The organism is Streptomyces sp. NBC_00162 (assembly GCF_024611995.1).
Lineage (GTDB): Bacteria > Actinomycetota > Actinomycetes > Streptomycetales > Streptomycetaceae > Streptomyces.
In genome coordinates, this window is sequence record NZ_CP102509.1 from 7091854 (window position 1) to 7117305 (window position 25452).

Genomic DNA, 25452 nt, shown 5'->3' on the forward strand with positions numbered 1-25452 from the left:
AGTGCGGCGCCGTGGGGCGGGCAGGCGCCCGGCATGAACCGCGCCGCGCTGTTCGACGTCGACGGAACCCTCGCCGACACCAATCACCTGCACGTCACGTGCTGGTGGGAGGCGCTGCGGCAGGCCGGCCACGACGTCGCGATGCACGACATCCACCGGGCGATCGGTCTGCCGGGCGAGGACCTGCTCGCGCACCTGCTCGGCGAGGACCGTGACGTGAGCGCGGACGAGGCGGTCAGTGCCGCGCACGACACCCTCTACGGCACCTACTTCGACCGGCTGCCCCGCCTGGACTCGGCGGACGAGCTCCTGCGCGCGCTGGACGGCCGTGGCTGGCGGGTGGTGCTGGTGACCTCCGCGAAGGACAGCGAGCTGGAGGCGCTCCGACGGGCCATCGGAGCCGACGACGCCATCGCCGCGACGGCGACCTCCGACGACGTGAGCGAGGGCAAGCCGGCACCCGACCCGGTGCGGCACGCCCTCCGCCTCGTGGACGCGCCCGCGCGGGGCGCCGTACTCGTCGGCGACACGGTGTGGGACATGAAGGCCGGCACCCGGGCCGGGGTCTCCTGCGTGGGGCTGCTCTGCGGCGGCATCCCACGGCACGATCTCGAGGAGGCCGGGGCCCGGGCCGTCTACCGTCACCCGGCCGATCTCCTCGCCCACCTCGGAAGCAGCCCGTTCGCGCACGTCGGCGCCTGAGCGGCGGCTGCCGGGGCGTCGGTCGGCCCCGGCGGGTGATCACGGCGGGTGATCACGGTTCGAAGCGGTATCCCATGCCGGGTTCGGTGATCAGGTACCGGGGGTGGGAGGGGTCCGCTTCGAGTTTGCGCCGCAGCTGGGCCATGTACACGCGCAGGTAGTTGGTGTTCTCGCCATACGTGGGGCCCCAGACCTCCAGCAGCAGCCGGCCCTGGGTGATCAGGCGGCCCGGATGGCTGATGAGGATCTCCAGCAGGTGCCACTCGGTCGGGGTGAGCCGTACGGTGCGCTCGCCCCGCCGCGCCTTCTTCGCCACCAGATCGATGGTGAACTCGTCGGTCGTCACCTGTGCCACCTTGTCGGCGGCGGATGCCCCCGGGGCCTCCTGGCGGCGGGTGGCCGCGCGCAGGCGGGCGAGGAGCTCGTCCATGCTGAACGGTTTCGTCACGTAGTCGTCCGCGCCCGCGTCCAGTGCGCGGATCTTCTCGGCCGAGGTGTGACGGGCGGAGAGCACCAGGATGGGGACGCGGCTCCAGCCCCGGACCCCCTTGATCACCTCGATGCCGTCCATGTCGGGCAGCCCCAGATCCAGGACGATGACGTCCGGATTACGGGCGGCCGCGAGCCGGAGGGCGGAGCCGCCGTCGGACGCTTCCTCGACGTCGAACTTGCGCGCCTGGAGGTTGATCTTCAGGGCGCGGACGAGCTGAGGGTCGTCTTCCACGACCAGCACCCGGGTCATCGGTGGGCACCCTTCCTTCCCTTGTGGGGCAGGGTGCGGAGCCGGCGCCCGGCCGGCTCCGCACCCGCCCGGAACATCAGCTCTCGGTCAGTGCCTTGAGCGCGGTGTTGAGTTCGAGGACGTTGACGCGGGGTTCGCCCATGAAGCCGAGGGTGCGGCCGGTGGTGTGGTCGGCGACGAGCTTCTCGACCCGCTTGACGTCGAGCGCGTTCTGTTCGGCGACCCGGTGGATCTGCAGCTCGGCGTAGGCGGGGGAGATGTCCGGGTCCAGGCCCGAGCCGGAGGAGGCGACGGCGTCGGCCGGTACGTCCTCGGGCTTGACCTGGTAGGAGGCGGTGGAGTTGTCCGCGATGACCGCTTCCTTGGCGGCGGCGACCTGGGCGCAGAGGGTGCCTTCCCCGGCGTCCTCGGTGCACTGGCCGCCCACGGCGCCGTTGTCGGCGGAGCGGTTGGTGGCGCCGGAGAGGAGCAGCGAGTACTGCGTGTTGACGCTGTTGGAGCCGAGGCCGTTGGACGGGCGCGGCTGGAACCACTTGAGGTCCGGCTTCGCGGCTTCTTCCGGGTCGTCGCCCGCAGTCGAATCAGAAGGGGCCTGCTCGGGCAGGTTGTAGGTCTGCCCGATGAGGGAGGAGCCGACGACCCGGCCGCTCTTGTCCTTGATCTCGGAGCCGTTGGCCTTGTCGTTGAACAGGGCCTGGGCGATGCCGGTGACGGCAAGGGGGTAGAGGACCCCGCAGATCACGGTCAGGACGAGCAGGGCTCGCAGGCCGGCCCCGATCAACCGCGCTGTGTTTCCTACAGAGTTGTTCATGGGAGTCAGCACGTTCCTAATTCAGGCGAGCCCGGGGATGAGGGAGATGAGCATGTCGATGAGCTTGATGCCGATGAAGGGGGCGATGAGGCCGCCCAGGCCGTAGAGGCCGAGGTTGCGGCGGAGCATCTTGTCGGCGCTGGTGGGCCGGTACCGGACGCCCTTGAGGGCGAGCGGGACCAGCGCGATGATGATGAGCGCGTTGAAGACGACGGCGGAGAGGATCGCCGACTCGGGGGAGGCCAGGCCCATGATGTTGAGCTTGTCCAGGCCGGGGTAGACCACCGCGAACATGGCGGGGATGATCGCGAAGTACTTCGCGACGTCGTTGGCGATGGAGAAGGTCGTCAGCGCGCCCCGGGTGATCAGGAGCTGCTTGCCGATCTCGACGATCTCGATGAGCTTGGTGGGGTTGGAGTCCAGGTCCACCATGTTCCCGGCCTCCTTGGCGGCCGAGGTACCGGTGTTCATCGCGACACCGACGTCCGCCTGCGCGAGGGCCGGGGCGTCATTGGTGCCGTCGCCGGTCATTGCGACGAGCTTGCCGCCCGCCTGCTCCCGCTTGATGAGGGCCATCTTGTCCTCGGGGGTGGCTTCCGCGAGGAAGTCGTCGACCCCCGCTTCCTCGGCGATGGCCTTGGCGGTGAGCGGGTTGTCACCCGTGATCATGACGGTCTTGATGCCCATGCGGCGCAGCTCGTCGAACCGCTCGCGCATGCCCTCCTTGACGACGTCCTTGAGGTGGATGACACCGAGGACACGGGCGCCCTTCTCGTCCTGGACGGCGACGAGGAGCGGGGTGCCGCCGGCCTCGGAGATGCGGTTGGCGAGGAGATCCGCGTCTTCGGAGACCTGACCGCCCTGCTCGCCGACCCAGGTGATGACCGAACCGGCAGCGCCCTTACGGGTCTTCGTGCCGTCCACGTCCACGCCCGACATACGGGTCTGAGCGGTGAAGGGGACCCAGCCGGCGTGGCCGAGCTCCCCCTGGTGGCGTTCGCGCAGCCCGTACTTCTCCTTCGCCAGGACGACGATGGAACGGCCCTCGGGGGTCTCGTCCGCGAGGGACGACAGCTGCGCGGCGTCCGCGAGCTCGGCCTCGGTCGTGCCCTCGACCGGGACGAACTCGGAGGCCTGGCGGTTGCCGAGGGTGATGGTGCCGGTCTTGTCGAGGAGCAGGGTCGAGACGTCACCCGCTGCTTCGACGGCGCGGCCCGACATGGCCAGGACGTTGCGCTGGACCAGGCGGTCCATGCCCGCGATGCCGATGGCGGAGAGCAGTGCGCCGATCGTGGTCGGGATCAGGCAGACCAGCAGGGCCGTGAGCACGATCATCGACTGCTCGGCGCCCGCGTAGATCGCGAACGGCTGAAGGGTGACCACGGCCAGCAGGAAGACGATCGTGAGCGACGCCAGCAGAATGTTGAGCGCGATCTCGTTGGGCGTCTTCTGCCGGGCGGCGCCCTCGACGAGGGCGATCATGCGGTCGATGAAGGTCTCGCCCGGCTTCGTCGTGATCTTGACGACGATCCGGTCGGAGAGCACCTTCGTACCGCCGGTGACCGCGGACCGGTCGCCGCCGGACTCGCGGATGACCGGGGCGGACTCCCCGGTGATGGCGGACTCGTCGACGGAGGCGACGCCGTCGACGACGTCACCGTCGCCGGGGATGACGTCCCCGGCCTCGCACACGACGAGGTCGCCGATCCGCAGATCCGTGCCGGGCACTTGCTCCTCGCCGGTGCCGTCCTCGGTCAGGCGGCGGGCGACGGAGTCGGTCTTGGCCTTGCGCAGGGTGTCGGCCTGGGCCTTGCCGCGGCCCTCCGCGACGGCTTCCGCGAGGTTGGCGAAGATCGTGGTCAGCCACAGCCAGGCGGTGATGGCCCAGCCGAACCAGTCCGTCGGGTCCTTCAGCGCCAGTGCGGTCGTCACGGCCGAGCCGATCAGGACCACGAACATGACCGGCGACTTGATCATGGTCCGGGGGTCGAGCTTGCGGACCGCGTCCGGGAAGGACTTCAGCAGCTGCTTCGGGTCGAAGAGGCCGCCGCCCACGCGTCCGGAGGCCGGCTCGTGGCCGGTGGGCACGTCCTGGTGCGGAGCCCTGGTGGGTGTGGCGGTGCTCATGATGCGAGCCCTTCGGCGAGCGGACCCAGCGCCAGGGCCGGGAAGTAGGTCAGACCGGTGATGATGAGGATCGTGCCGACGAGCAGGCCCGCGTAGAGCGGCTTGTCGGTGCGCAGGGTGCCTGCCGTGGCGGGGACCGGCTTCTGCTCGGCGAGCGAGCCCGCCAGCGCCAGCACGAACACCATGGGCAGGAAGCGGCCCAGCAGCATCGCGATGCCGATGGTGCTGTTGAACCACTGGGTGTCGGCGTTCAGGCCCGCGAAGGCGGAGCCGTTGTTGTTGGCGCCGGAGGTGTAGGCGTAGAGGATCTCCGAGAAGCCGTGCGCGCCGGTGTTGGCCATGGAGTTGGCCGGGGTGGGCAGGGCCATCGCGGCGGCAGTGAAGCAGAGCACCAGGGCCGGGGTGATGAGGATGTAGCAGGCGGCCAGCTTGATCTCGCGGGTGCCGATCTTCTTGCCGAGGTACTCGGGGGTGCGGCCGACCATCAGACCGGCGATGAACACCGCGATGATCGCCATGATCAGCATGCCGTAGAGGCCCGAGCCGACACCGCCGGGCGCGATCTCGCCGAGCTGCATGCCGAGCAGCTGGATGCCGCCGCCCAGTCCCGTGTAGGAGGAGTGGAAGGAGTTGACCGCGCCGGTGGAGGTGAGCGTGGTCGCGACCGAGAAGATCGCCGAGGCGCCGATGCCGAAGCGGTTCTCCTTGCCCTCCATCGCCCCGCCGGCCAGCTCGAGTGCCGGGCCGTGGTGGGCGAACTCGGTCCACATCATCAGGCCGGTGAAGGCGATCCAGATGATGCCCATCGTGGCGAGGATCGCGTAGCCCTGGCGCAGGTTTCCGACCATGCGGCCGAAGGTGCGGGTCAGCGCGAGCGGGATGACCAGGATCAGGAAGATCTCGAACAGGTTCGAGAAGGGCGTCGGGTTCTCGAAGGGGTGGGCGGAGTTGGCGTTGAAGTAGCCGCCGCCGTTCGTACCGAGCTCCTTGATGACCTCCTGCGAGGCGACGGCCCCGCCGTTCCACTGCTGGGTGCCTCCGAGGAACTGGCCGACCTCGTGGATGCCGGCGAAGTTCTGGACGACCCCGCAGGCGACCAGGACGATCGCGCCGATCACCGCGATGGGCAGCAGGATGCGGACGGTGCCGCGGACCAGGTCGGACCAGAAGTTGCCGAGCTCACCGGTACGGGTGGGGGTCCCCCCTGCTCGAAGAGCTCGGGGGAGTGCGAAGCCCCGTACGAGGGCCACCGCGACGGCCATGCCGACGGCGGCGGAGACGAAGTTCTGCACCGCGAGACCGCCGGTCTGCACGACGTGGCCCATGGCCTGCTCGCCGGCGTAGGACTGCCAGTTGGTGTTGGCGACGAAGGAGGCGGCGGTGTTGAAGGCCTGGTCGGGGTCGATCGACACGAAGCCGAGGGAGCCGGGCAGGCTGCCCTGGAGGCGCTGCAGGACGTAGAGGAACAGGACGCTCACGGCGGAGAAGGCCAGGACGGCGCGCAGGTAGGCGGGCCAGCGCATCTCGGCCGACGGGTTGGCGCCGATGGCCTTGTAGATCCACTTCTCCGGCTTGTAGTGCTTCTCGGAGGAGTAGACGCGGGCCATGTAGTCGCCCAGCGGACGGTAGGCCAGCGCGAGCGCGGCGATCAGCGCGAGCAGCTGGAGCACGCCAGCGGTTACGGGGCTCATATCAGTGCTCAGAACCTCTCCGGGTACACAAGGGCGAGGACGAGGTATCCGAGCAGGGAGACGGCCACGACGAGGCCGACGACGTTTTCGGCGGTCACAGCTTGGTCACCCCCCGGGCGATGAGAGCCACCAGCGCGAACACCGCGACCGTGGTGACGACGAAGGCCAGATCGGCCATCGCGAGCTCCTGAGTGAAGAGGGAAGAATCGAATCGGCCAGGTGGCTGGCCGATATCGAGATAACCGTGTCTTCACCCCGGCGTTAAGCCACTTTGACGGGCTCCATACGGGGGCACGGGCGCTCTTGACGCCCCCCTGACGCCGGAGCCGCCCGACGGCCTGAAATAGACTGTTTCGGTGACCGAGACTCCTTTGCCTCCCTGCCCCGAATGCGCCAGCGCCTACGCGTACGAAATGGGTGTGCTCCTCGTCTGCCCCGAGTGCGGACACGAGTGGTCCCCCGCCTCCGCCGAGGCCGGCGGCGGCGCCTCCGAGGAGCGGGTCGTCAAGGACGCGGTCGGCAACGTACTGACTGATGGCGACACCGTGACGGTCGTCAAGGGTCTGAAGGTCAAGGGCAGCACGTCCGGCATCAAGGCGGGCACCAAGGTGCGCAACATCCGCCTCGTCGACGGTGTCGACGGTCACGACATCGACTGCAAGATCGAGGGGTTCGGCCCCATGCAGCTGAAGTCCAGCGTGGTCCGGAAGGGCTGATCGTCACCGCCGGACGGCCGACCTGCGCCGCAGGTCCTCGGCGGCCCGGGTGGCGGCGCGTCCTTCCCGGCGGTGGCCGTTCCCGCTGAGGCGGTGGCCGAGCCACGCCAGGCTCTCCGCGAGGGCGGCGACGTCGTTGCCGGGGTGGATCAAGGCCAGGTCCTCCAGCAGGTCCACGGCTTCCGTGGTGGGCGCGAGCACCTCGTCGTCGTACCCGGCCCGGGCCAGCCGGAGGCCGAGGTTGGACAGACCGTGGATCAGCCCGGACAGGTGGTCGCCCTCCGGCTCGGCCGACCGTAGCCGGCGGTACAGGTCCACCGCCTCCCGCGCGACGGCGAGCGATTCCTCGTGACGGTCGGCGTCGGTGAGCCGGACGCCGAGGTTGTTCAGCGCCCGGGCCAGCTCCGGCAGTCGGTTGGTGGGGTCCTCCCGGGCGAGTTCCCGGTGGAGGCGGATGGACTCCTCGGCCGGAACGAGCGCGTCGTGGTGGCGGCCGAGCACCGAAAGCCGGCTGCCGAGGCTGTCGAGCGCGTCCGCCATGAGCGGGCGCACCAGGTGGGGCGCTGCCTCGACGGTGCGCCGGCACAGGTGCACCGCCTCGTCCACGGCGGCCAGGGCCTCGGCGCGGTGACCGCTCCACGCCTCGGCCAGACCCAGGTTGTGCAAGGAGCGCGCCAGCGCGATCGACATGCCCGGCGTGACTTCGGCGGCCCGGCGGCACAGGTCGACGGCGTCGCGGAGCATGCCGACGGCCAGGTCGAGACTGCCGGCCGAGGCCAGGCGCAGGCCCTGCTCGTTCAGCTTCCGGATGCGGGCCAGGACGGCCGGGTCGGGGGCATCGGAGGGACGCCGGCCGGCCGTGGACCGCGGGTGCTCGAACCGGCCGTCCTCGCCGAGGGTGATGCCGTTGCGCCGTGCCACGGCGGTCACGAAGGCGAGCAGGTGCGGGCCGGTGCGGGCGAGTCGGCGGTAGACGGCCGCGGCCTCCTCGCGGTACGGGCCGGTCTCGTCCCCGCGGCCGAGTTCGGACAGTTCATGGGTGAGGCTGACGAGGGCCACCCAGTGGTCGGCCACATCTTTGGCGAGCGGGGGCTCGGCGAGCAGGGACTGGGCGAGCGGGGAGCCGGTGTGGCGGCGGTACCGGCCGATCGCGTCGCGCAGGACGCCCGCCGCTTCCGCGTGGTGGCCCATCTCGCCGAGCTTGACGCCCAGTTCCACCAGCGACGAGGCGAGTTCGAGATCGGCTGAGCCCGGCTGCCGCGCGGCCAGGCCACGGCGCACCTCGACGCCTTCGCGCATCCGGTCGAGTGCTTCGTGGTGCTGTCCCAGTTCGGCCAGCTGGTTGCCGAGGTTGGTCAACGCCGAGGCCAGGTCGGGGAGATACCTGCCGGGATCCCGGTGCGCGAGCTCGCGGTACAGGTCGGTGGCCTCCGCGGCCAGGGCGCGGGCCTCGCCGCGGCGGCGCAGGAGGCCCAGGATCAGGGCGCGTTGGCCGAGGGTCATGGCCAGGCTCGGCAGCCAGGCCCCCCGGTCCCCGTCGGCGAGGCGCCGGGTGACCTCGACGGCCTCTGCCAGGACTTCGGCCAACTCCTGGTGCTGTTCGGGCCGTTCCATCAGCAGAGCGCCGAGCCGGTACAGGCAGAGTGCGAACCCGGAGAGGTACTCGGCGGGATCGGCACGGGCCAGTAAGCGGGACGCGTCGGCGTCCCGCCGCGCGTCGCTCAGCTCCCGCTCGGCGCCCGGTCCACCCTGATCGGTCATCTGCCCCTGCCCCTCCTCGCACGGAACGTCCCCGCTTCATCACGTCCTGGCGCCGGGGGACGGTTCCACCGGACCGGACGCGGCCCGGGAAGAGGCAGACTTGGTGCGGGGGATGCCCCTGATGCCCCGGATGCCCGAGGAGTGAGTGTGCCTGTTCCGATCATCATCGACTGCGATCCCGGCCACGACGATGCCCTGGCGATCATGCTGGCGGCGGGTGACCCCGCGGTCGACCTGCTCGCCATCACCACGGTCGCAGGCAACCAGACGCTCGCCAAGACCACCTTGAACGCGCGCCGCGTCTGCACGGTCGCGGGCATCACCGGCGTGCCCATCGCGGCCGGCTGCGACCGCCCGCTGGTGCAGCCGCTGGTGGTGGCGGACGACGTCCACGGGGAATCGGGCATGGACGGGCCGCGGTTCCCCGAACCCACCGTGGACGTGGTCCCCGAGCACGCCGTGGAACTCATCCACCGGATCCTGACCACGCACCCGGAGCCCGTCACCCTCGTGCCGACGGCGCCCCTGACCAACATCGCCCTGCTGCTGACCCGGTACCCCGACGCTGCCGCGCACATCCGCGAGATCGTCCTCATGGGCGGTTCCACCGAGCGCGGCAACCGCACTCCGGCCGCCGAGTTCAACATCCAGGCCGATCCGGAGGCCGCGGACATCGTCTTCCGCAGCGGTGTGCCGATCACCATGTGCGGCCTCAACGTGACCCACCAGGCGCTCGCCACCCCCGAGGTGCTGGCCCGCTTCGAGGGGCTCGGCACCGAGCTCGGCCGTACCTGCGCCGGACTGATGTCGTTCTTCGCCGCCACCTACCGCCGCCTGTGGGGCTTCGAGAGTCCGCCGCTGCACGACCCCGTCGCGGTCGCCCGGGTCATCGAGCCCGGACTCGTGCACTGCGTACCGGCGAGCGTGGTCGTGGAGCTGCGCGGCCAGTACACGCGGGGAGCCACGGTCGTCGACCTCCACCGTTCCCTGGACCTCCCGGTCAACGCGCAGGTCGCGGTGACCCTGGAGACCGAGCTGTTCTGGGACCGGCTGGTCGACGCCGTGGCGGCGCTGGGCTCCCGTACGTGAATCAGCCGTGAATCAGCCGGTGAAGCCGGCCGTGATGGAGGTGAACTGCCAGTCGTTCTGGGCGATGCCGGAGCAGCTCTCCTGCAGTCCGCCGCCGGGGCAGCCGCGGTCGCGGTTGACGGACCAGAAGGCGAGCCGCGCGATGTGGTGGGAGTTGGCCCAGTTGCGGATGTCGGTCCAGTTCTGAAGGGTGGTGGTCTCCTGGGTGTCGCTGATGCCGTTCATGCCGGAGATGCCGATGTGGGAGTAGGCGGTGGCGTCGTCCCAGCCGAAGGTGGCCTTGAGTTTGGTCTTGAGGCCTTCGGTGGCGCTGACCGTGCCGGCGTACATGTCGGTCGAGGCGTTGCCGAAGTCGAACGGCATGATGGTGAAGACATCGATGTCGGCGCCCAGTGCCCTGGCCTGCTCGATCAGCCGGTTGCCCCAGGAGGTCGGGCCCGTGGTGCTGGTGCCGAAGGTGAGGATGGTCTTCAGGCCGGGGTTGTTCTGCTTGACGATCTTGAGGGCGCCCAGGATGCGGTCCTGGACCACGGCGTTCTCGAACTCGTCCGTGTTCTCGATGTCGACGTCGATGGCCTTGAGGCCGTACGCGTCGATCACCTTCTGGTACGCGCCCGCCAGGGCCTCGGGGGTGGCGCAGTTGGGGCCGAGCTTATTGCCCTGCCAGCCGCCGACGGACGGGACGATGTCGCCGCCCGCGGCCCGGATCGAGCTGATGGTGCTCTGGTCGATCCCGCCGGTGAGGGCGCGCTGGCCGTCCCAGGCCGGGTTGCAGCCGCCCGAGGAGAGGATGAACGCCATGGTGAACCACTTCGCGCCGGTCGCGTTCATCACCGTGGTCGCGCTCGGCGGATTGCCCCATCCGAGGTAGAGGTACGGAGCGGCCTGCTTGAAGCCGGCCGGGGTGGTCGTGTTGTCGGTGGTGACGCTGACGCTGTTCGAGGCGGGTGAGGTGTTGCCCGCCAGGTCGCGGGCGCGGACGGTGAAGCCGTACGCGGTGTTCGCGGCGAGTCCGGTGACGGTCGCACCGGTGGTGGTGGACGTGGCCACCTTGGTGGCGCCCTGGTAGACGTCGTAGCCGGTGACGCCGACGTTGTCGGTGGAGGCCCCCCAGGCCAGCGAGACGCTGGAGGAGGTCTTGCCGGTGGAGGTGAGACTGCCCGGCGTGGTCGGGGCAACGGTGTCGGCGCCGCCGCCGGGGCCGTCCAGGCTGATGTCGTCGGCGTAGTAAGTGCCTTGTCCGTACCAGCCGTTGACGTAGATCTCGGCGCTGGTCTGGGAGGCGCCGGTGGTGAAGGAGACGGTGAGCTTCGTATAGGCGGTGGCGGAGGGCGTCCAGGTGGAGGATCCGCCCGTGACGCCGAGGTACACGTAATTGCCGCGGACCCACGCGGAGAGCGTGTAAGTGGTGTTGGGCTGGACGGCGACGGTCTGGGTGCACTTCGCGTTGTCGCTGTTGCCGGCCGCGCCGGCCAGCGCCTTGGTGCCGCCGTGGACGGGCGAGGCCACGACCGAGCCCAGGCCGCCGGTACAGGACCAGCCGGTCGGCGTACCGGCCGCCTCGAAGCCGCCGTTCGTGAGGAGGTTGGCACCGAACGCCGATCCGGGCGCGCTCAGCACGGCGGCCGCGCCGAGCAGGGTGGCGCCCAGACCGCAGGCCAGGCGAGTGCGAGTACGACTATGGGAACGGGTGCGCGTGCTGCTGCGGGTGCGCAAGGGAGTGCCTCCGGGAGGTGAGGGGTGCGGCACGGGGAGCGTGGCCGGGAACCTATTCCTCCGGATGGACCGCCGTCAATAGGTCTGGACCAATTGGGCGGTGGGCCGGTCGCCCGGTGTTCCGGCGGCTGCGCATGACTCGTGCCGGAACACCGGACGCCGCGTCAGAGGGCGGGGCAGAGGGAGCGGGCGGGCGCCGCGGTGATCGTCGCGGTGGCGGTGAAGACGTCCTCGCCGTTCTGCCGGGCCGAGACGCGAACGGGGAGGCGGCCCGCTGCGGCCGTCCCGTCGGGGGTGGGGGTCGTCTCGATCCAGCAGGGCGAGTTGAGCTCCGCGTAGCGGAAGAACCGTATCTCCAGGTCGGTCAGGACCCCTCGCCGCGGGAAGGTGCAGCCGTACGCGGCCTGGCGGACTGCCTCCAGGAGCAGCATGCCCGGGGCGTGGTCGACGGGGTGGTCGAAGAGGATCGGGTGGTTGATGTCGGCCCGGAGCTGGGTGCGATGGGTGGAGCTCGTCGCGGAGAGGACCACGTCGTGGAAGCGGTCGCGGCCCACGCGGCGGGGCGTCAGCGGCGGCGGGAGCGGGATGATGCGGGCGGCCACCTGGTCGAGGTCCGCGTTGCTGCCGCGCAGGCGCTGGTAGACGGCCGGCGGCTGGTTGGTGAAGCGGGCCTCGGCGGTGCCCAGGAACGCCCCGTCGCGCGTGGCCGTGACGTGCATCGTGAGCCCGGCCAGTCTTCGGCCCCGGCGCGTGACGCCCGAGCAGCTGATCCGCAGCACGATGTCGGCCGGCGTCGAACCGACCGCCAGGGCCTCTGCGTTCATCGAGTAGGAGAACGTGTCCCAGATCTGCCGGTGCCCGAAGGGGACGTCGTACGCGACGTGGCTCAGGAGCGGGATGGCCTGGCGGACCGATTCGGCGAGGAGGAGGGGATCGTGATGGCCGCTCGCGTCCGGCGAGTAGAAGCTGTGGGCGCGCGGCCACTGGGCGGTGATGACGTACTCGTCGGGCGCGACGGCACGCCAGCCCGTGAGCAGGACTTCGGAGTGAGCGCTCTTGTGCACGTACTCCCTCGGTAACGCGCTGCTGAGTGCGGTGACGGGCGAGGCGGAGTGGTCAGCTGACACAGTCATGGTTGAGCCCCCCTTGAAACGTCGGACATGAGCTGGTGCTGTGCGGCGGTGGGTTCTAAAATAAAGGATGTTCGTTTTTTTTGTCGAGGAAGTTAGGTACCCCGATGTCGGACCGTAAGCGGCAACGCGCGCCTCAGCTAAGGGCAGTTCAGACCAGAGCGGCCATCCTGCGCGCGGCGGCGGAGGTCTTCGACGAGTTCGGTTTCAGCGGAGCCAGTATCAGCAAGATCATGAAGCGGGCGGACGTCACGCAGGGCGGGATGTACTTCCACTTCGGCTCGAAGGAGGAGCTCGCCTACGCCGTGATGGTCGGGCAGGGCGACGGCCTGGAGTTTCCCGAGGGGGAGGACGGGCTACAGCACCTGGTGGACATCACGCTCTACCTGGCCGAGCAGCTCCAGCACAATCCGGTGCTCCGGGCCGGCGTACGACTGGCGGTGGAGCAGGGGGAGTTCGGCCTGCGCGATGACGTCGCGTACCAGGCCTGGGTCCTCGAGTTCCGCCAGCAGCTGCGCTTCGCGCGGGCCAAGGGGGAGCTCCAGCCGGACATCGACGACCACGAGCTGGCGTGGGTCCTGGTCAGCTCCTTCACCGGGGCGCAGCTCTTCTCCCAGGCGTCCACCGGACGGGCCGACCTGCCGCAGCGGATCGCCTCGCTGTGGCGCTACCTGCTGCCCGCCGTCGCCACGGACGACACCCGCGCGAACGTGCGCCTGACCTTGCGGCCGGCGCAGCCGTCGCAGCCGGCGGAACCGGAGCAACTGGTGTGAGCGCGCCTCACGTCGTCGTCACCGGGGCGACGGGCTTCGTGGGGTCGGCGGTGCTGCGCCGGCTGGCCGCGCAGGCGCCGCAGGCGGTGGTGCGCGCGGTGTCCCGTACGCCTCCGGCCACGGCGCACGGGGTGCGCTGGGTCGACGCGGATCTGGCCGCCGCGGAGTCCCTGCGCGGGGTGTGCGACGGCGCGGACGTCCTGCTGTCGCTGGCCTCCTACATCGGACCGGACGCCGAACGGTGCGCCGCGGTCAACTCCGCCGGGACCGAAGCCCTGGTGGCCGAGGCGAGGCGGGCGGGCGTGGGGCGCATCGTCCAGCTGTCGACTTGCGCGGTCTACGGGCCGGGGCCGCATCGCGGACAGGACGTCGGCGAGCTGACACCCGCCCCGGTATCGCCGGCCAGCCGCAGCCGGCTGGCGGGCGAGGAACCGGTGCTCGAGGCGGGGGGACTCGTCCTGCGCGCGGGGCTGGTGCTGGGGACGGGCGACCGGTGGGTCATACCGGCTCTCGTCGACGCCTTCCGGCGGGTACCGGCCGGGTGGGGCGGAGGCGAGGGGCTGGCCTCGTTCGTCGACGTCGACGACCTGGCGCGGCTCATCGTGGCATTCGCGCTCGGCGGCGGCAGTGGCGGCGGCAGTGGCAGTGGCGACGCGGCCAGGGCCTCGGGCGTCCTGCACGCCCACCATCCGGAGCCGGTGCGCAACCGGGACCTCATGACCGCCCTCGCCGGCCACCGGGTGCTGCCGCAGCGCCCCGCCGGCGACTGGCCGTGGCCCACGTGCCTGGACGCCCTGGCCGGGACCCCGGGTTGGGTGAGCGAGCGCCAGTTCACGCTGCTGGCCCGGGACCACTGGTACCGCGCCGACGAGGCATGGCGGCTCGCGGGGATCGCACCGGGGCCCGGACCGCTGGCGCGGCTCGGCCGGGCGGCGCAGTGGTACGGGGAGAGGGGCGGGCTCGTCCCGGGGTGACGGCGATCTGCCAAAGCCTCAGCGGGATGGGGGCGGGCGGGCCCTGGCGGGGAGGGCGGCGGGTAGCGTCCGGAACACCGACGGTCACCCCCTGAAGGAGTGGAAATGCCCGACCTTTCGAACATCGTCAAGGCGTATGACGTGCGTGGTGTCGTGCCGGACGAGTGGGACGAGTCGTTGGCGGAGCTGTTCGGTGCCGCGTTCGTCGAGGTGGCGGGTGCTTCGGCGATCGTGATCGGTCATGACATGCGGCCGTCGTCGCCGGGTCTGTCGGCTGCTTTCGCGCGTGGTGCGGCTGCCCGGGGTGTGGACGTGACGCTGATCGGTCTGTGCTCGACGGACCAGCTGTACTACGCGTCGGGGTCGATGAATCTGCCGGGTGCGATGTTCACGGCCTCGCACAATCCGGCCAAGTACAACGGCATCAAGCTGTGCCGGGCGGGTGCGGCTCCGGTGGGTCAGGACACGGGTCTGTCGCAGATCCGTGAGCTGGTGGAGAAGTGGTCCGATGAGGGCGCCCCGGAGATCGCGGCGGGCACGGTCGCGGGCACGGTCACCGAGCGGGACTCGCTGGCCGGTTACGCGGCGCATCTGCGCGCTCTGGTGGACCTGACGGTGATCCGTCCGCTGAAGGTGGTCGTGGACGCGGGCAACGGCATGGGCGGCCACACCGTCCCCACCGTGTTCGAGGGCCTGCCGCTGGACCTGGTCCCGATGTACTTCGAGCTGGACGGCACGTTCCCCAACCACGAGGCGAACCCGCTGGATCCGAAGAACATCGTGGACCTGCAGGCCCGTGTGCTGGCGGAGGGCGCGGACCTGGGCATCGCGTTCGACGGGGACGCGGACCGCTGCTTCATCGTGGACGAGCGCGGCCAGGGCGTCTCCCCGTCGGCGATCACGGCGCTGGTGGCGGCGCGTGAGCTGGCCCGCAACGGCGGCACGGGCACGGTGATCCACAACCTGATCACCTCCTGGTCGGTGCCGGAGGTGGTCCGGGAGAACGGCGGCACCCCGGTCCGTACCCGGGTGGGGCATTCCTTCATCAAGGAGGAGATGGCGAAGACGGGTGCGATCTTCGGTGGTGAGCACTCGGCGCACTACTACTTCAAGGATTTCTGGAACGCGGACACCGGGATGCTGGCCGCGCTGCACGTGCTGGCGGCCCTGGGCGGCCAGGACGGTCCGCTGTCGGCTCTGGTGGCTTCCTATGACCGTTACGCGGGCTCGGGGGAGATCAATTCGACGGTCGCGGACCAGGCGGGCCGGCTGGCGGCGGTCAAGGCCGTCTACGGCGGCCGTGAGGACGTCACGGTGGACGAGCTGGACGGCCTGACCGCCACCGGTGCGGACTGGTGGTTCAACGTCCGTGCCTCCAACACCGAACCGCTGCTGCGGTTGAACGTGGAGGCCCGCGACGAGGCCACCCTGGCCAAGGTCCGCGACGAAATCCTCGCGCTGATCCGCGCCTGACGATCCGCGCCTGACTTCGCACGCGGCGGGGCTGCGAGCAGCCCCGCCGCACCCGGACACGTCCGGCTCGTTCAGGCGGACCGGCGTACATCGAGCGGCGGTGCGTACTCCTGCCGCTCCCGCAGGGCCACCGGAACGGCCTTGTACGCGAACGCGGCGGACATCAGCGTCATGTGGTGGTGCCAGCCAGGGAAGGACCGGCCTTCGAAGTCGAGGAGGCCGAACTCGTCCGCCAGCGTGCCGAGGGCCGCGGCGGACCGGGCCGACTCCCGGGCGAGGAACAGCAGGTCGTCCATCCGGTGGCGGCTCATGTTGGTGAGCCAGACCGGACCGCCCCGCAGACCGGGTCCCGGGCGCCTTTCGCCGAACAGACGGTAGGTCTGCTGCGCCCCCGGGCCCCCCGTTTCCCCGCCCGGCACCCGGACCAGACCCGAGTGGATGCGCAGCCGCTGCGGTGGCGCGCCGGGGCCGGTGTGCAGCGCGGCGTACGGATGGCTGGTGTTCCCCAGACGAGCGAAGTCGCCCGCGGTGGTCGCGTGCACAGCCGTCCGTACGGGCATCCGTACCGGCGTCCGGGCCTGCGTCCGCACCGGAGCCCGGGAAGGACTCCGGGCTGGCTCGGCCCCGTGCGTCAGCCCGGCGGCGCTGACCGGAAGGGTCGGCGGGACGGACACCAGGAAGTCGTGGCCTCGTCGGCCGAGCATCCCGATCAGCGTGGCGGCGCCGTTCAGGCGGCTGAAGTCGGCGATCACGGGGGCGCGCACCGACGAGGTGCGGGCTGCGATCGAGTCGATGAGCTCGAGGACGAGGGATTCCGGGGTCTGGTGCGCGACCTCCGGTGAGATGCGTGCCCGGCGGCGCATCGCGGGATCCGCCGACCAGGTCTCGGGAAGCAGCAGCCGCCAGTCGACGGGCGCGCTCATGCCGCCCAGGGACAGGAAGAGGCCGAAGCCGTACTGGCAGTTGACGATGCGTCCGGCGGCGGGGTCGAAGCGGCGGTGCACGCCGACCGAGTGCTCGCCGCGCTTGGGGAAGGCCACCTGCCCGATCGTCCAGGCGTGCACCGTGTGTCGTTCCTCCACCCAGCGGAGCAGTTCGGTGCGCGCCGGATCCCAGTCCCAGGGGCTCGCGTTGATGAACTGCTGCAAGGACTGGGAGGCGGTGGGGGACTCCGTCACGGACGCGGCGAGCCTCCGTACGGACTTCTTGCCCGGGGTGGTCAGCAGTCCCTGCAGGTAGACCCGGGCCCAGCGGCGCTGGTCGGCTCTCGGTAAGTGGCCGAAGAGGCGTTCGGTGAACTCGTCCAGGGCGCTGTCCCCGGCAACCAGAGCTCTGCTCCTCGTGTGTGCCGTCATCTGTCTCCCCCTTCGCTGCGGACGCCGGCGTGCGTCGTAGGTACCATCAGAATACAGAACGTTCGTTTTTTTTCTAGCGTAGGAGTGGCGCCCTCCCCGCGACTTGGGCACGTTGGTAGCCGGGGTACGTCGTGAGGACGGCGGTGGCGGGGGTGCGGGTGCTTCTTCGTCAAGTCGGCGTTGTGCGTGGTCGGCACCCGGGGCGACGCTGGAGGTCGCCATCCCGACCTAGGACGTATTGGCGAGTCAGGAACGACCTGGATGGCAGTGATTGTGCAGTGGTAAAGCAAGAGCGCGGCGTGCGCACCCGAAATCATCTGATCTCGGTGGCCGCCGCTGAATTCGACCGCAACGGATATGACGGGACGTCATTATCCCGGCTGAGCCGCTCCGCCGGCATATCCATAGGAGCCCTCACCTTTCACTTTTCCGCGAAGGGGGAACTGGCCTCGGCCGTCGAGGATTCGGGGCGGGAGGCCACCCGCAGAGTGGTCGAGGACGTGACAGGCCGCGGTGGACCGGCGTTGGACACCGTCTCCGCGCTCGTCCTCGAACTGGGCTGTCTGATCGAGGAGGACGCGGTCGTGCGCGCCGCCGCCCGGCTCACCCAGGAGCGTGTCGGTGCAGGTCCGGCATGGTGCAGCTGCTGGTTCCCGGAGGTCAGGGAGCTGCTCGAGCAGGCCGCCGAACAAGGGCAGCTGAGCCCCGACGTCGACCCGCGCCCGGCCGCCCTGCTGACGGCCCATCTGGTGGGAGGTGTCGTCGTACGGGCGCGCCGCGGCCGGGTCGGCGGCACCGGTGCGATCGTCGCCGAGGTCAGAGAGCTGTGGCGGCTCATCCGGCGGGGCATCGCGGCGCCGGAGCCGAAACCGGAAATGCCCAAGTAGGCGGAAAACACGGAGAATTCAAGCCGATGGCGTGCGGCGCCCTCTAGCGTCAGCGGCATGAATTCCACACCTCATCGCATAACCAAGGCAGTCATCCCCGCTGCGGGACTCGGCACGCGTTTCCTCCCGCTGACCAAGGCCACCCCGAAGGAAATGCTGCCGGTGGTCGACAAGCCGGCCATCCAGTACGTGGTGGAAGAGGCGGTCGCGGCGGGGATGTCCGACATCCTCATGGTCACCGGACGCAACAAGCGGCCGCTCGAGGACCACTTCGACCGCAACTACGAGCTGGAGGAGGCCCTCCAGCGACGGGGCGATCAGGACAAGCTCGACAGCGTCTGCGCCTCCACCGAGCTCGCCGACATCCACTACGTGCGCCAGCGGGACCCCAAGGGGCTCGGCCACGCCGTCCTCTGCGCCGCCCCCCACGTCGGCCAGGAGCCGTTCGCCGTACTCCTGGCCGACGACCTGATCGACCCCCGGGACCCGCTGCTGGCCCGGATGGCCGAGGTGCGCGCCCAGCACGGCGGCAGCGTCGTCGCCCTCATGGAGGTGGATCCGGACGCGATCCACCAGTACGGCTGCGCCGCGGTGGAGGAGCGGGCGGGCGGTGCGGGCGTACGCATCACCGAACTGGTCGAGAAGCCGGAGCCCGGCACCGCGCCCAGCAACCTCGCCATCATCGGCCGCTACCTCCTCGACCCCGAGATCTTCGAGGTTCTGCGGGGTACGAGCCCCGGACGCGGCGGCGAGATCCAGCTGACGGACGCGCTGCGCGCCCTGGTCCAGGCGGGCCGTCCCGTGCGCGGAGTCGTCTTCTCGGGTCGGCGCTACGACACCGGGGACCGTGCCGAGTACCTGCGCGCGACGGTCAGGCTCGCCTGTGAACGGGCGGATCTGGGGCCCGAATTCCTTGCCTGGCTGAAGGAGTTCGTGCGCTCGGAGGAGCTCGTCGGGGTGTGAGCCGCGCGGCCCGGTGGGCGACCGGGGATCTTCCGCGGTCGCCCACCCCGGGGAACGGCTACTTCGCCAAGTTGCCCAGATCTCAACGGAGTTCGGCCGCAGGTTGGGTTACCGAACGGTAGTTACGTAATTTCTTCCCCGGGGCCGACGAGCGGACCGGCGGCCGAAGCATCGAGTGCACGAAGGGAGGTGAACTTCATGGGCAAGCCGAACGCGACCAGCGCGGCCGACACCCCCGACAGCGCCGTCGAGGTACCGGTCGGCGCGCTGCTCGCCGCGGACTCCCCGCGTGTCGTCCGCGTGGACGAGAGCCATGCACACGGCCTCGCCCAATCCGGCCGGACACTGCCGCCGCTGCTCGTGCACCGCGACACCATGCGGATCATCGACGGAACGCACCGGCTGCGGGCCGCCGTACTGCGCGGGCAGGACACGGTGGCGGTCACGTACTTCGACGGCAGCGCGGAGGACGCGTTCGTCCTCTCGGTCGAGGCCAACATCAGTCACGGGCTCCCGCTGACGCACGCGGAGCGGACGGCCGCGGCGTTACGGATACTGCGGTCCCATCCGGACTGGTCCGATCGCGGCATCGCGCAGCGGACCGGCCTGGCGGCCAAGACCGTCGGGGCACTGCGACGCCGCGCCGGTCCCGCGCCCGATCCGCCGGGCCGCGTCGGCCAGGACGGCCGCATCCGGCCGGCCGATCCCGTACGCGGGAGGGAGGCCGCGGCCCGGCTGCTGGCAGGCCGTCCCACGGCCTCCCTGCGGCAGATCGCTCGGGAGGCGGGCATCGCGCCCTCGACCGTACGGGACGTCCGGCGCCGGATCGGCGAGGGAGCGGATCCCGTGCCCGCGGTCCAGCGGCGCTCCGGCAACGCCCCCGCCCCGCCCCCGGTGCCCGCCCGGGGCCGCGGGCAGCCACTGCCCGTACTGGTCACCAGCCTGTGCAAGGACCCCCTGCTCAGGCTGAGCGAGGCGGGCAGGCTCCTGCTGCGCATGCTCGACCTCCAGGTGAGCGGATTGCGCCAGTGGGAGCGGATCGTCGCCGCGATACCCCCGTACCGCGCCGAGACGGCGGCCGCCGCGGCCGCCCAGTGCGCGCGGGACTGGCAGGAACTGTCCGAAGAACTACGGCGCCGTGCCTCGGCGCAAACCCCTGCCCCAGCCGGCTTCCCCGGCAAGTACCGGCCTTCGAGCTGAAGGCCTCCGTTGTGATGGAAAGGATGTATGGCGATGTCGGTTGTCGAGGGTGCGCGTGTTGACGCGGGTGCAGGGGAGGGGGGAGGAGCCGGGGGCCCCGCCCGCCTGGACGGGCGCCTCAAGCTGGTCCTCGTGGTGCTGCTGGTGGCGCAGTTCATGCTGGCGGTTGATTTCTCGATTTTGAACGTGGCGTTGCCGGTGATCGGTGACGGGCTCGGTTTCTCGTTGTCGAATCTGCAGTGGATCGCGACGTCGTTCGCGCTGTGTGCGGCGGGTTTCACGCTGTTGTTCGGGCGGGTCGCGGACCTGTTCGGCCGGCGCCGGCTGTTCCTGGTGGGTCTGGCCGTCCTGGGCCTGTCCTCACTGGCGGGTGGGCTCGCGACCAGCCCTGAAATGCTGCTGGTCGCCCGGGTGTTCCAGGGTCTGGCGACGGCCGCGGTCACCCCGGCGGGTCTGTCACTCCTGACGACCTCTTTCCCCGAGGGGCCGTTGCGTCAGAAGGCGCTGGGTCTCAACGGGGCGCTGATGTCGGCGGGATTCACCACCGGAGCCATCCTGGGTGGTGTCCTGACGGATCTGCTGTCGTGGCGGTGGGCGTTCTTCATCAACGTCCCGGTTGCGCTCGCGGTGCTGCTGATCGCTCCTGCGGTGATCAAGGAGTCTCGTCCGTCGGTGCGTCCGAAGCTGGATCTGCCGGGTGCCACGGCGGTGACGCTGGGTCTGCTCGCGTTGATCTACGGTCTGACGCAGGCGGGTGAGCACGGTTGGGGTTCGGGTCCGGCGCTGGCGTGGCTGGCGGCGGGTGTGGTCCTGCTGATCGTGTTCTATGCGATCGAGTCGAAGACGACGAGTCCGCTGGTGCCGGTGTCGGTGCTGAAGAAGCGAACCGTCGCCTGGGGCAATATCGCGGGTCTGATCGCGTTCCTGACGGAGACCAGTCTCGTCTTCCTGATGACGCTCTACCTTCAGGAGGTGCTGGACTTCTCGCCGCTGGCGGCGGGTCTGTCGTTCGGTGTGCTGGGTATCGGCACGGTGATCGGTGGATCAATCGCTCCTCGGGTGATCGCGGCGACGAACACCCGGACCACGCTGGTGGCGGGTGGTGTGCTGCAGGCGGTCGCGACGCTGAGTCTGATCGCACTCGGTGAGACCTCGTCGAGCATGTGGCTCCTGCTCATCGCCACGTTCGCTGGTGGTGTGGGGAACATGCTGGTGATCGTCGGGTTCATGGTGACGGCGACGACCGGTCTGCCGGATCACGAGCAGGGCATGGCGACGGGTCTGGCGACGATGACGCAGCAGATCGGTATCACGATGGGCACGCCGGTCATGTCGGCGATCGTCGCGGCGAACACCGACATCCACGAGGGGATCACGACCGCGGTCATCGTGAACACCGCGATCGTCCTGGTCGGCACCCTCACCACCGTCCTCTTCCTCCGCGCCAAGGCCGCCAAGGACCTCGCGGCCGCCGGCTGAGAACCCGGCCGAAGCATCCCCCCCGAGAGGCGCCCCGGCACGGTCCGCACGACCGGACCCGCCGACCGTGCCGGGCCGCCTCTCCCCCCAAGGTCTCCTCTTCCCAAGGAACGTGATGGACCTCCATATCGAAGACTGCGTGTACCTCGTCACCGGCGCGTCCTCCGGGATCGGCGAGGCAACCACCCGTCTGCTGGCCGCAGAAGGCGCCACCGTCGTCGGTGTCGCCCGCAAGCCCTGGAACACCGAAGCCCTCGGCGACCGGGTCAGCACGATCACCGCCGACCTCACCGACCCGGCCGCTGCCCGGCAGGTCGCCGACACGGTGATCGAGCGCCACGGCCGGCTCGACGGCCTCGTCAACAACGTGGGCGCGCTGGAATCCCGCACCGGCTTCCTCGACGTCACCGACGAGCAGTGGAACAGCACCTTCGAGGTCAACTTCCACTCCGCGGTCCGCATGACCCGCGCGGCCCTGCCCGCGCTGCTGGAGACCGGGGCGGGCGCCATCGTGCACATCGCGAGCGAGGCCGCCCGCTTCCCGGACCCGGGCATCGTCGACTACGCCGCCACCAAGACGGCGCTGCTCTCCGTCTCCAAGTCCCTCGCCGCCGAGTTCGGCGTACGCGGGGTGCGCTCCAACGTCGTCTCGCCCGGGCCCACCCGGACGGCGCTCTTCGACGCGCCCGGCGGCTTCGCCGAACAGCTCGGCGAGCGGTTCGGCCTCCTGCCCGACGAGGCCGTCGACCACTTCATCCGCGAGGTACGCCGGCTGCCGAGCGGCCGCATCGGTACTCCCGACGACGTCGCCGGTGTCGTCACGTACCTGCTCTCCCCCCTCGCGGACCAGGTCACCGGCGCCGAGTGGAGCGTCGACGGCGGCGCCCTGCGGCAGATCTGACCGGGCCGATGCGTCCTTCCCTCCTCGCCCTCGCCATCGGTGCCTTCGGCATCGGGACCACCGAGTTCGTCATCGTCGGTCTGCTCCCGGACGTCGCCGACGACCTGTCCGTGTCCATCCCCTCCGCCGGCATGCTGGTCACCGGGTACGCCCTCGGCGTGGTCGTCGGCGCACCCCTGATGACCGCGGCCGGCGCCCGGCTGCCGCGCAAGACCATGCTCGTCGCGCTCATGGCCATCTTCATCGCGGGCAACCTGCTCTGCGCCCTCGCCGGCGACTACACCGCCCTCATGGGCGGCCGGCTGATCGCCGCCCTCACGCACGGCGCCTTCTTCGGGATCGGGTCCGTCGTCGCCGCCGACCTGGTGGCACCCGACCGGCGGGCCAGCGCCATCGCCCTGATGTTCACCGGCCTCACCCTGGCCAACGTGCTCGGCGTACCGCTCGGCACCTTCCTGGGCCAGCAGTTCGGCTGGCGCTCGACCTTCTGGGCCGTCACCGGCATCGGGGTGGTCGGACTGCTCGGCCTCATCACCCTGGTCCCGGCGCAGCCGCGGCCGGAGAGCGGAGCGCTGCGCGCCGAACTCGCCGTCTTCCGCAAGCCCCAGGTGTGGCTGGCCCTGACGACGACGGTCCTCGGATTCGGCGGCGTCTTCGCCTCCTTCACCTATCTCGCACCGATGATGACGGAACTGGCCGGCTTCTCCGACGGAGCGGTCGCCTGGCTCCTCGTCCTCTTCGGCGTCGGGCTGTGCGTGGGCAACGTGCTCGGCGGCCGGGCCGCCGACCGGGCCCTGATGCCCAGCCTCTACGTCATCCTGGGCGGCCTCTGCGTCGTACTGGTGATCTTCACCTTCACCTCGCAGGCCGCTCTGCCCGCCGCGATCACCCTGGCCGCCTTCGGGGCCATCGGGTTCGCGACGGTGCCTCCGCTGCAGGCACGTGTGATGCAGCAGGCCGCCGGGGCTCCGGCCCTCGCCTCCGCGGCGAACATCGCGGCCTTCAACCTAGGCAACGCCCTCGGAGCCTGGCTCGGCGGCCTCGCCGTCGCCCACGGCCTGGGCTGGACCTCGCCGACCTGGATCGGCGCCGGACTCGCAGCCGCCGGTCTGGGCACCGCGGCGCTCTCCGGCCTGCTCGACCGCCGGCGCGGCGGGCCGCCCCCGCTGCCCACGGCAACGCTGCCCACGGCAACGAGCCCCACGGCAACGATCCCCGCCGAAGCACTCCCCGCCGAACCACTCATCGAACAGAAGTCGAGGTAGACCCATGAACGGTGTCGATCGCAGGACCATGCTCACCCGCGGCGCGGCCGTCGTCGGAGGCGCGGCGGTGGCCGGCGCGCTGGCCGGTCCCGCGGCGGCCGCCGCGTCCCCCGCCCCGTCCGGCGGCGCGGCCGCCGGTACCGGATCGGTCGTCAAGCCGGGTGATCCGCGCTACGAGATGCTGACCACCGGAAACAACCAGCGCTTCGTCGCACGCCCGGACTACATCAAGATGGTCCGCTCGACCGCGGACGCCGAACGGGCCCTGAGAGACGCCGTCCGTGCGGGCAAGCGCGTCTCGGTGCGCAGCGGCGGCCACTGCTTCGCCGATTTCGCCGCGCACCCCGAGACGGAGGTCATCATCGACTTCTCGGAGATGACGCACGTGGGGTACGACCCGGCGTTCCGGGCGTTCGTCGTCGAGGCCGGCGCCCGTCTGATCAACGTGTACGAGGCCCTGTACAAGGGCTGGGGCGTCACGATCCCCGGCGGGATCTGCTACAGCGTCGGAGCCGGCGGACACATAGCGGGCGGCGGCTACGGTTTGCTCTCCCGGGCCCACGGCCTGGTCGTCGACCACCTCTACGCCGTGGAGGTCGTGGTGACGGACGGGAAGGGCGGCGTCCGTACGGTCGTCGCCACCCGGGAGAAGAACGACCCGAACCGGGAACTGTGGTGGGCGCACACCGGCGGCGGCGGAGGCAACTTCGGCCTGGTGACCCGCTACTGGTTCCGTTCCCCGGGAGCCAAGGGCTCCGTCCCCTCCGAGCAGCTGATATCCCCGCCGTCGACGGTCCTGGTGAGCGCCGTCGACTTCCCCTGGGAGCAGCTGACGGAGGCGAAGTTCACCCGGCTGCTGAAGAACTTCGGCGCCTGGCACGCCGCGAACAGCGCCCCCGACTCCCCGTACCGCAACCTCTCCAGCCTGTTCAACGTCAGCTCCAAGGCGCACGGCAGCGTGGGGATGTTCACCCAGGTCGACGCCACGGTGCCGAACGCGCGGAAGCTGCTGGACGACTACCTGGCCGCCATCACGGCCGGTACGGGCGTCACCCCGAAGGCGTTGACCCGCGCCACCGGCGAGCTGCCCGCGATGCCGCAGTTCGCGGAGCCCAGGACGCTGCCCTGGCTCCAGGCGACCCGGCTGGTCGGCACCAACAACCCGGTCATCACCAATCCCACCTCGCGCGGGGCGCACAAGTCGGCGTACATGCGGAAGAACTTCACGGACCATCAGATCACGGCGCTCTACCAGTACATGAGCCGGCCGGACTTCAAGAACCCGGACACCATGCTGGTGCTGTTCTCCTTCGGCGGCCAGGTCAACGCCGCGGCGCCCGACGCGACGGCCAACGCGCAGCGGTCCTCCATCTTCAAGATGTGCTTCCAGACCTTCTGGCAGGAGGAGAGCGAGGACGAGTTCTACCTGGGCTGGCTGCGCGGCCTGTACGAGGACTTCTTCTCGGCGACCGGTGGCGTGCCCCTGATCGACGACAGCACCGACGGCTGCTACATCAACTACCCCGACCGAGACGTCACCGATCCGCGGCGCAACCGCTCCGGCGTGCCGTGGCAGACCCTCTACTACAAGGACAACTACCCGCGCCTCCAGCAGGTGAAGCGGCGGTACGACCCGTCCGACTTCTTCCGGCACTCCATGTCCATCAAGCCCGCCCGCGGCTAGCGAGAACCGCTTC

The 25452-nt window shown here is 70.5% G+C and carries 22 protein-coding genes; 13 read left to right on the forward strand and 9 right to left on the reverse strand.

The window, feature by feature from the left end:
• Nucleotides 1-33: 33 nt before the first annotated feature.
• Complete coding sequence (locus tag JIW86_RS32980) at nt 34-702, forward strand: HAD family hydrolase (RefSeq protein ID WP_257557511.1); 669 nt, start codon at nt 34-36, stop codon at nt 700-702.
• A gap of 52 nt (nt 703-754) precedes the next feature.
• Here JIW86_RS32980 and JIW86_RS32985 read toward each other — a convergent pair whose 3' ends face one another.
• The 5 genes from JIW86_RS32985 to kdpF form a co-directional block, all read right to left on the reverse strand.
• A complete protein-coding gene (locus tag JIW86_RS32985) occupies nt 755-1444 on the reverse strand; it encodes a response regulator (RefSeq protein WP_257557513.1) in 690 nt (229 codons plus the stop codon).
• Nucleotides 1445-1520: 76 nt separating this feature from the next.
• On the reverse strand, nt 1521-2255 hold the full coding sequence (locus tag JIW86_RS32990; protein WP_257557514.1) for a potassium-transporting ATPase subunit C: 735 nt from the start codon (nt 2253-2255) through the stop codon (nt 1521-1523).
• Nucleotides 2256-2276: 21 nt separating this feature from the next.
• Nucleotides 2277-4382 carry a potassium-transporting ATPase subunit KdpB gene (kdpB, locus tag JIW86_RS32995; protein ID WP_257557515.1) on the reverse strand — a complete coding sequence of 702 codons (2106 nt, stop codon included), beginning with the start codon at nt 4380-4382 and terminating at the stop codon, nt 2277-2279.
• On the reverse strand, nt 4379-6073 hold the full coding sequence (gene kdpA, locus JIW86_RS33000; protein WP_257557516.1) for a potassium-transporting ATPase subunit KdpA: 1695 nt from the start codon (nt 6071-6073) through the stop codon (nt 4379-4381). The genes kdpB and kdpA overlap by 4 nt, the downstream gene beginning before the upstream one ends.
• An 8-nt stretch (nt 6074-6081) precedes the next feature.
• The gene (kdpF, locus tag JIW86_RS33005) at nt 6082-6171 is read right to left on the reverse strand and encodes a K(+)-transporting ATPase subunit F (protein ID WP_215149616.1); all 90 of its coding nucleotides are present in this window, start codon (nt 6169-6171) and stop codon (nt 6082-6084) included.
• A 258-nt stretch (nt 6172-6429) separates the two neighbouring features.
• Between kdpF and JIW86_RS33010 the strand changes: the two genes are divergently transcribed.
• Nucleotides 6430-6789, forward strand: a complete 360-nt coding sequence (locus tag JIW86_RS33010) for a zinc ribbon domain-containing protein YjdM (RefSeq protein WP_257557524.1) — start codon at nt 6430-6432, stop codon at nt 6787-6789.
• Nucleotides 6790-6792: 3 nt separating this feature from the next.
• On the opposite strand, the gene JIW86_RS33015 is transcribed toward JIW86_RS33010, so the two are convergent.
• Nucleotides 6793-8550: a tetratricopeptide repeat protein gene (locus JIW86_RS33015; protein ID WP_257557526.1), complete on the reverse strand. Its 1758-nt coding sequence runs from the start codon at nt 8548-8550 to the stop codon at nt 6793-6795.
• A 147-nt stretch (nt 8551-8697) separates the two neighbouring features.
• On the opposite strand from JIW86_RS33015, the gene JIW86_RS33020 reads away from it, so the two are divergent.
• Nucleotides 8698-9639, forward strand: coding sequence for a nucleoside hydrolase (locus JIW86_RS33020; RefSeq protein WP_257557531.1), 942 nt, complete (start codon nt 8698-8700; stop codon nt 9637-9639).
• A 12-nt stretch (nt 9640-9651) separates the two neighbouring features.
• Here the strand turns inward: JIW86_RS33020 and JIW86_RS33025 are convergent, their stop codons facing one another.
• Both JIW86_RS33025 and JIW86_RS33030 read right to left on the reverse strand, forming a co-directional pair.
• Nucleotides 9652-11355, reverse strand: coding sequence for a carbohydrate binding domain-containing protein (locus JIW86_RS33025; RefSeq protein WP_416237629.1), 1704 nt, complete (start codon nt 11353-11355; stop codon nt 9652-9654).
• Between the two features lie 164 nt (nt 11356-11519).
• Nucleotides 11520-12488, reverse strand: a complete 969-nt coding sequence (locus tag JIW86_RS33030; RefSeq protein WP_257557533.1) for a ScbA/BarX family gamma-butyrolactone biosynthesis protein — start codon at nt 12486-12488, stop codon at nt 11520-11522.
• Between the two features lie 104 nt (nt 12489-12592).
• Between JIW86_RS33030 and JIW86_RS33035 the strand changes: the two genes are divergently transcribed.
• The 3 genes from JIW86_RS33035 (at nt 12593) to JIW86_RS33045 (ending at nt 15705) form a co-directional block, all read left to right on the forward strand.
• Nucleotides 12593-13258: a ScbR family autoregulator-binding transcription factor gene (locus tag JIW86_RS33035; protein WP_215149621.1), complete on the forward strand. Its 666-nt coding sequence runs from the start codon at nt 12593-12595 to the stop codon at nt 13256-13258.
• On the forward strand, nt 13255-14232 hold the full coding sequence (locus tag JIW86_RS33040) for an NAD-dependent epimerase/dehydratase family protein (protein ID WP_257557534.1): 978 nt from the start codon (nt 13255-13257) through the stop codon (nt 14230-14232). Before JIW86_RS33035 ends, JIW86_RS33040 begins: the two co-directional genes overlap by 4 nt.
• A gap of 105 nt (nt 14233-14337) precedes the next feature.
• Nucleotides 14338-15705 (forward strand): phosphomannomutase/phosphoglucomutase, encoded by a 1368-nt coding sequence (locus JIW86_RS33045; RefSeq protein ID WP_257557535.1) that lies wholly within the window; start codon nt 14338-14340, stop codon nt 15703-15705.
• A gap of 71 nt (nt 15706-15776) precedes the next feature.
• Here JIW86_RS33045 and JIW86_RS33050 read toward each other — a convergent pair whose 3' ends face one another.
• A complete protein-coding gene (locus JIW86_RS33050) occupies nt 15777-17060 on the reverse strand; it encodes a transposase (RefSeq protein ID WP_257557536.1) in 1284 nt (427 codons plus the stop codon).
• 299 nt (nt 17061-17359) lie between these two features.
• On the opposite strand from JIW86_RS33050, the gene JIW86_RS33055 reads away from it, so the two are divergent.
• The 7 genes from JIW86_RS33055 to JIW86_RS33085 all read left to right on the forward strand — a co-directional run bounded on the left by JIW86_RS33055 (nt 17360) and on the right by JIW86_RS33085 (nt 25439).
• A complete protein-coding gene (locus JIW86_RS33055) occupies nt 17360-17947 on the forward strand; it encodes a TetR/AcrR family transcriptional regulator (protein ID WP_257557538.1) in 588 nt (195 codons plus the stop codon).
• Between the two features lie 57 nt (nt 17948-18004).
• Nucleotides 18005-18910, forward strand: a complete 906-nt coding sequence (gene galU / locus JIW86_RS33060; protein WP_257557540.1) for a UTP--glucose-1-phosphate uridylyltransferase GalU — start codon at nt 18005-18007, stop codon at nt 18908-18910.
• A 198-nt stretch (nt 18911-19108) separates the two neighbouring features.
• Complete coding sequence (locus JIW86_RS33065; RefSeq protein WP_257557542.1) at nt 19109-20110, forward strand: ParB/RepB/Spo0J family partition protein; 1002 nt, start codon at nt 19109-19111, stop codon at nt 20108-20110.
• Between the two features lie 33 nt (nt 20111-20143).
• The gene (locus JIW86_RS33070; RefSeq protein WP_257557543.1) at nt 20144-21589 is read left to right on the forward strand and encodes an MFS transporter; all 1446 of its coding nucleotides are present in this window, start codon (nt 20144-20146) and stop codon (nt 21587-21589) included.
• Between the two features lie 115 nt (nt 21590-21704).
• Entirely contained in the window at nt 21705-22490 is a 786-nt protein-coding gene (locus JIW86_RS33075) for an SDR family NAD(P)-dependent oxidoreductase (RefSeq protein WP_257557544.1), read from the forward strand.
• 8 nt (nt 22491-22498) lie between these two features.
• Nucleotides 22499-23755 (forward strand): MFS transporter, encoded by a 1257-nt coding sequence (locus JIW86_RS33080; RefSeq protein ID WP_257557545.1) that lies wholly within the window; start codon nt 22499-22501, stop codon nt 23753-23755.
• 4 nt (nt 23756-23759) lie between these two features.
• The gene (locus tag JIW86_RS33085; RefSeq protein ID WP_257557546.1) at nt 23760-25439 is read left to right on the forward strand and encodes an FAD-dependent oxidoreductase; all 1680 of its coding nucleotides are present in this window, start codon (nt 23760-23762) and stop codon (nt 25437-25439) included.
• The last annotated feature ends 13 nt before the right edge of the window (nt 25440-25452 follow it).

What these genes read in the sequence shown, in the direction of transcription:
- JIW86_RS33080 (WP_257557545.1), top strand. Translation starts at nt 22,499, where the DNA reads ATGCGTCCTTCCCTCCTCGCCCTCGCCATCGGTGCCTTCGGCATCGGG.
- JIW86_RS32990 (WP_257557514.1), bottom strand. Translation starts at nt 2,255, where the DNA reads ATGAACAACTCTGTAGGAAACACAGCGCGGTTGATCGGGGCCGGCCTG.
- JIW86_RS33045 (WP_257557535.1), top strand. Translation starts at nt 14,338, where the DNA reads ATGCCCGACCTTTCGAACATCGTCAAGGCGTATGACGTGCGTGGTGTC.
- JIW86_RS33070 (WP_257557543.1), top strand. Translation starts at nt 20,144, where the DNA reads ATGTCGGTTGTCGAGGGTGCGCGTGTTGACGCGGGTGCAGGGGAGGGG.
- JIW86_RS33050 (WP_257557536.1), bottom strand. Translation starts at nt 17,060, where the DNA reads ATGACGGCACACACGAGGAGCAGAGCTCTGGTTGCCGGGGACAGCGCC.
- JIW86_RS33015 (WP_257557526.1), bottom strand. Translation starts at nt 8,550, where the DNA reads ATGACCGATCAGGGTGGACCGGGCGCCGAGCGGGAGCTGAGCGACGCG.
- JIW86_RS32980 (WP_257557511.1), top strand. Translation starts at nt 34, where the DNA reads ATGAACCGCGCCGCGCTGTTCGACGTCGACGGAACCCTCGCCGACACC.
- JIW86_RS33075 (WP_257557544.1), top strand. Translation starts at nt 21,705, where the DNA reads ATGGACCTCCATATCGAAGACTGCGTGTACCTCGTCACCGGCGCGTCC.
- kdpB (WP_257557515.1), bottom strand. Translation starts at nt 4,382, where the DNA reads ATGAGCACCGCCACACCCACCAGGGCTCCGCACCAGGACGTGCCCACC.
- JIW86_RS33030 (WP_257557533.1), bottom strand. Translation starts at nt 12,488, where the DNA reads ATGACTGTGTCAGCTGACCACTCCGCCTCGCCCGTCACCGCACTCAGC.
- JIW86_RS33065 (WP_257557542.1), top strand. Translation starts at nt 19,109, where the DNA reads ATGGGCAAGCCGAACGCGACCAGCGCGGCCGACACCCCCGACAGCGCC.
- JIW86_RS33085 (WP_257557546.1), top strand. Translation starts at nt 23,760, where the DNA reads ATGAACGGTGTCGATCGCAGGACCATGCTCACCCGCGGCGCGGCCGTC.
- galU (WP_257557540.1), top strand. Translation starts at nt 18,005, where the DNA reads ATGAATTCCACACCTCATCGCATAACCAAGGCAGTCATCCCCGCTGCG.
- JIW86_RS32985 (WP_257557513.1), bottom strand. Translation starts at nt 1,444, where the DNA reads ATGACCCGGGTGCTGGTCGTGGAAGACGACCCTCAGCTCGTCCGCGCC.
- JIW86_RS33035 (WP_215149621.1), top strand. Translation starts at nt 12,593, where the DNA reads ATGTCGGACCGTAAGCGGCAACGCGCGCCTCAGCTAAGGGCAGTTCAG.
- kdpA (WP_257557516.1), bottom strand. Translation starts at nt 6,073, where the DNA reads ATGAGCCCCGTAACCGCTGGCGTGCTCCAGCTGCTCGCGCTGATCGCC.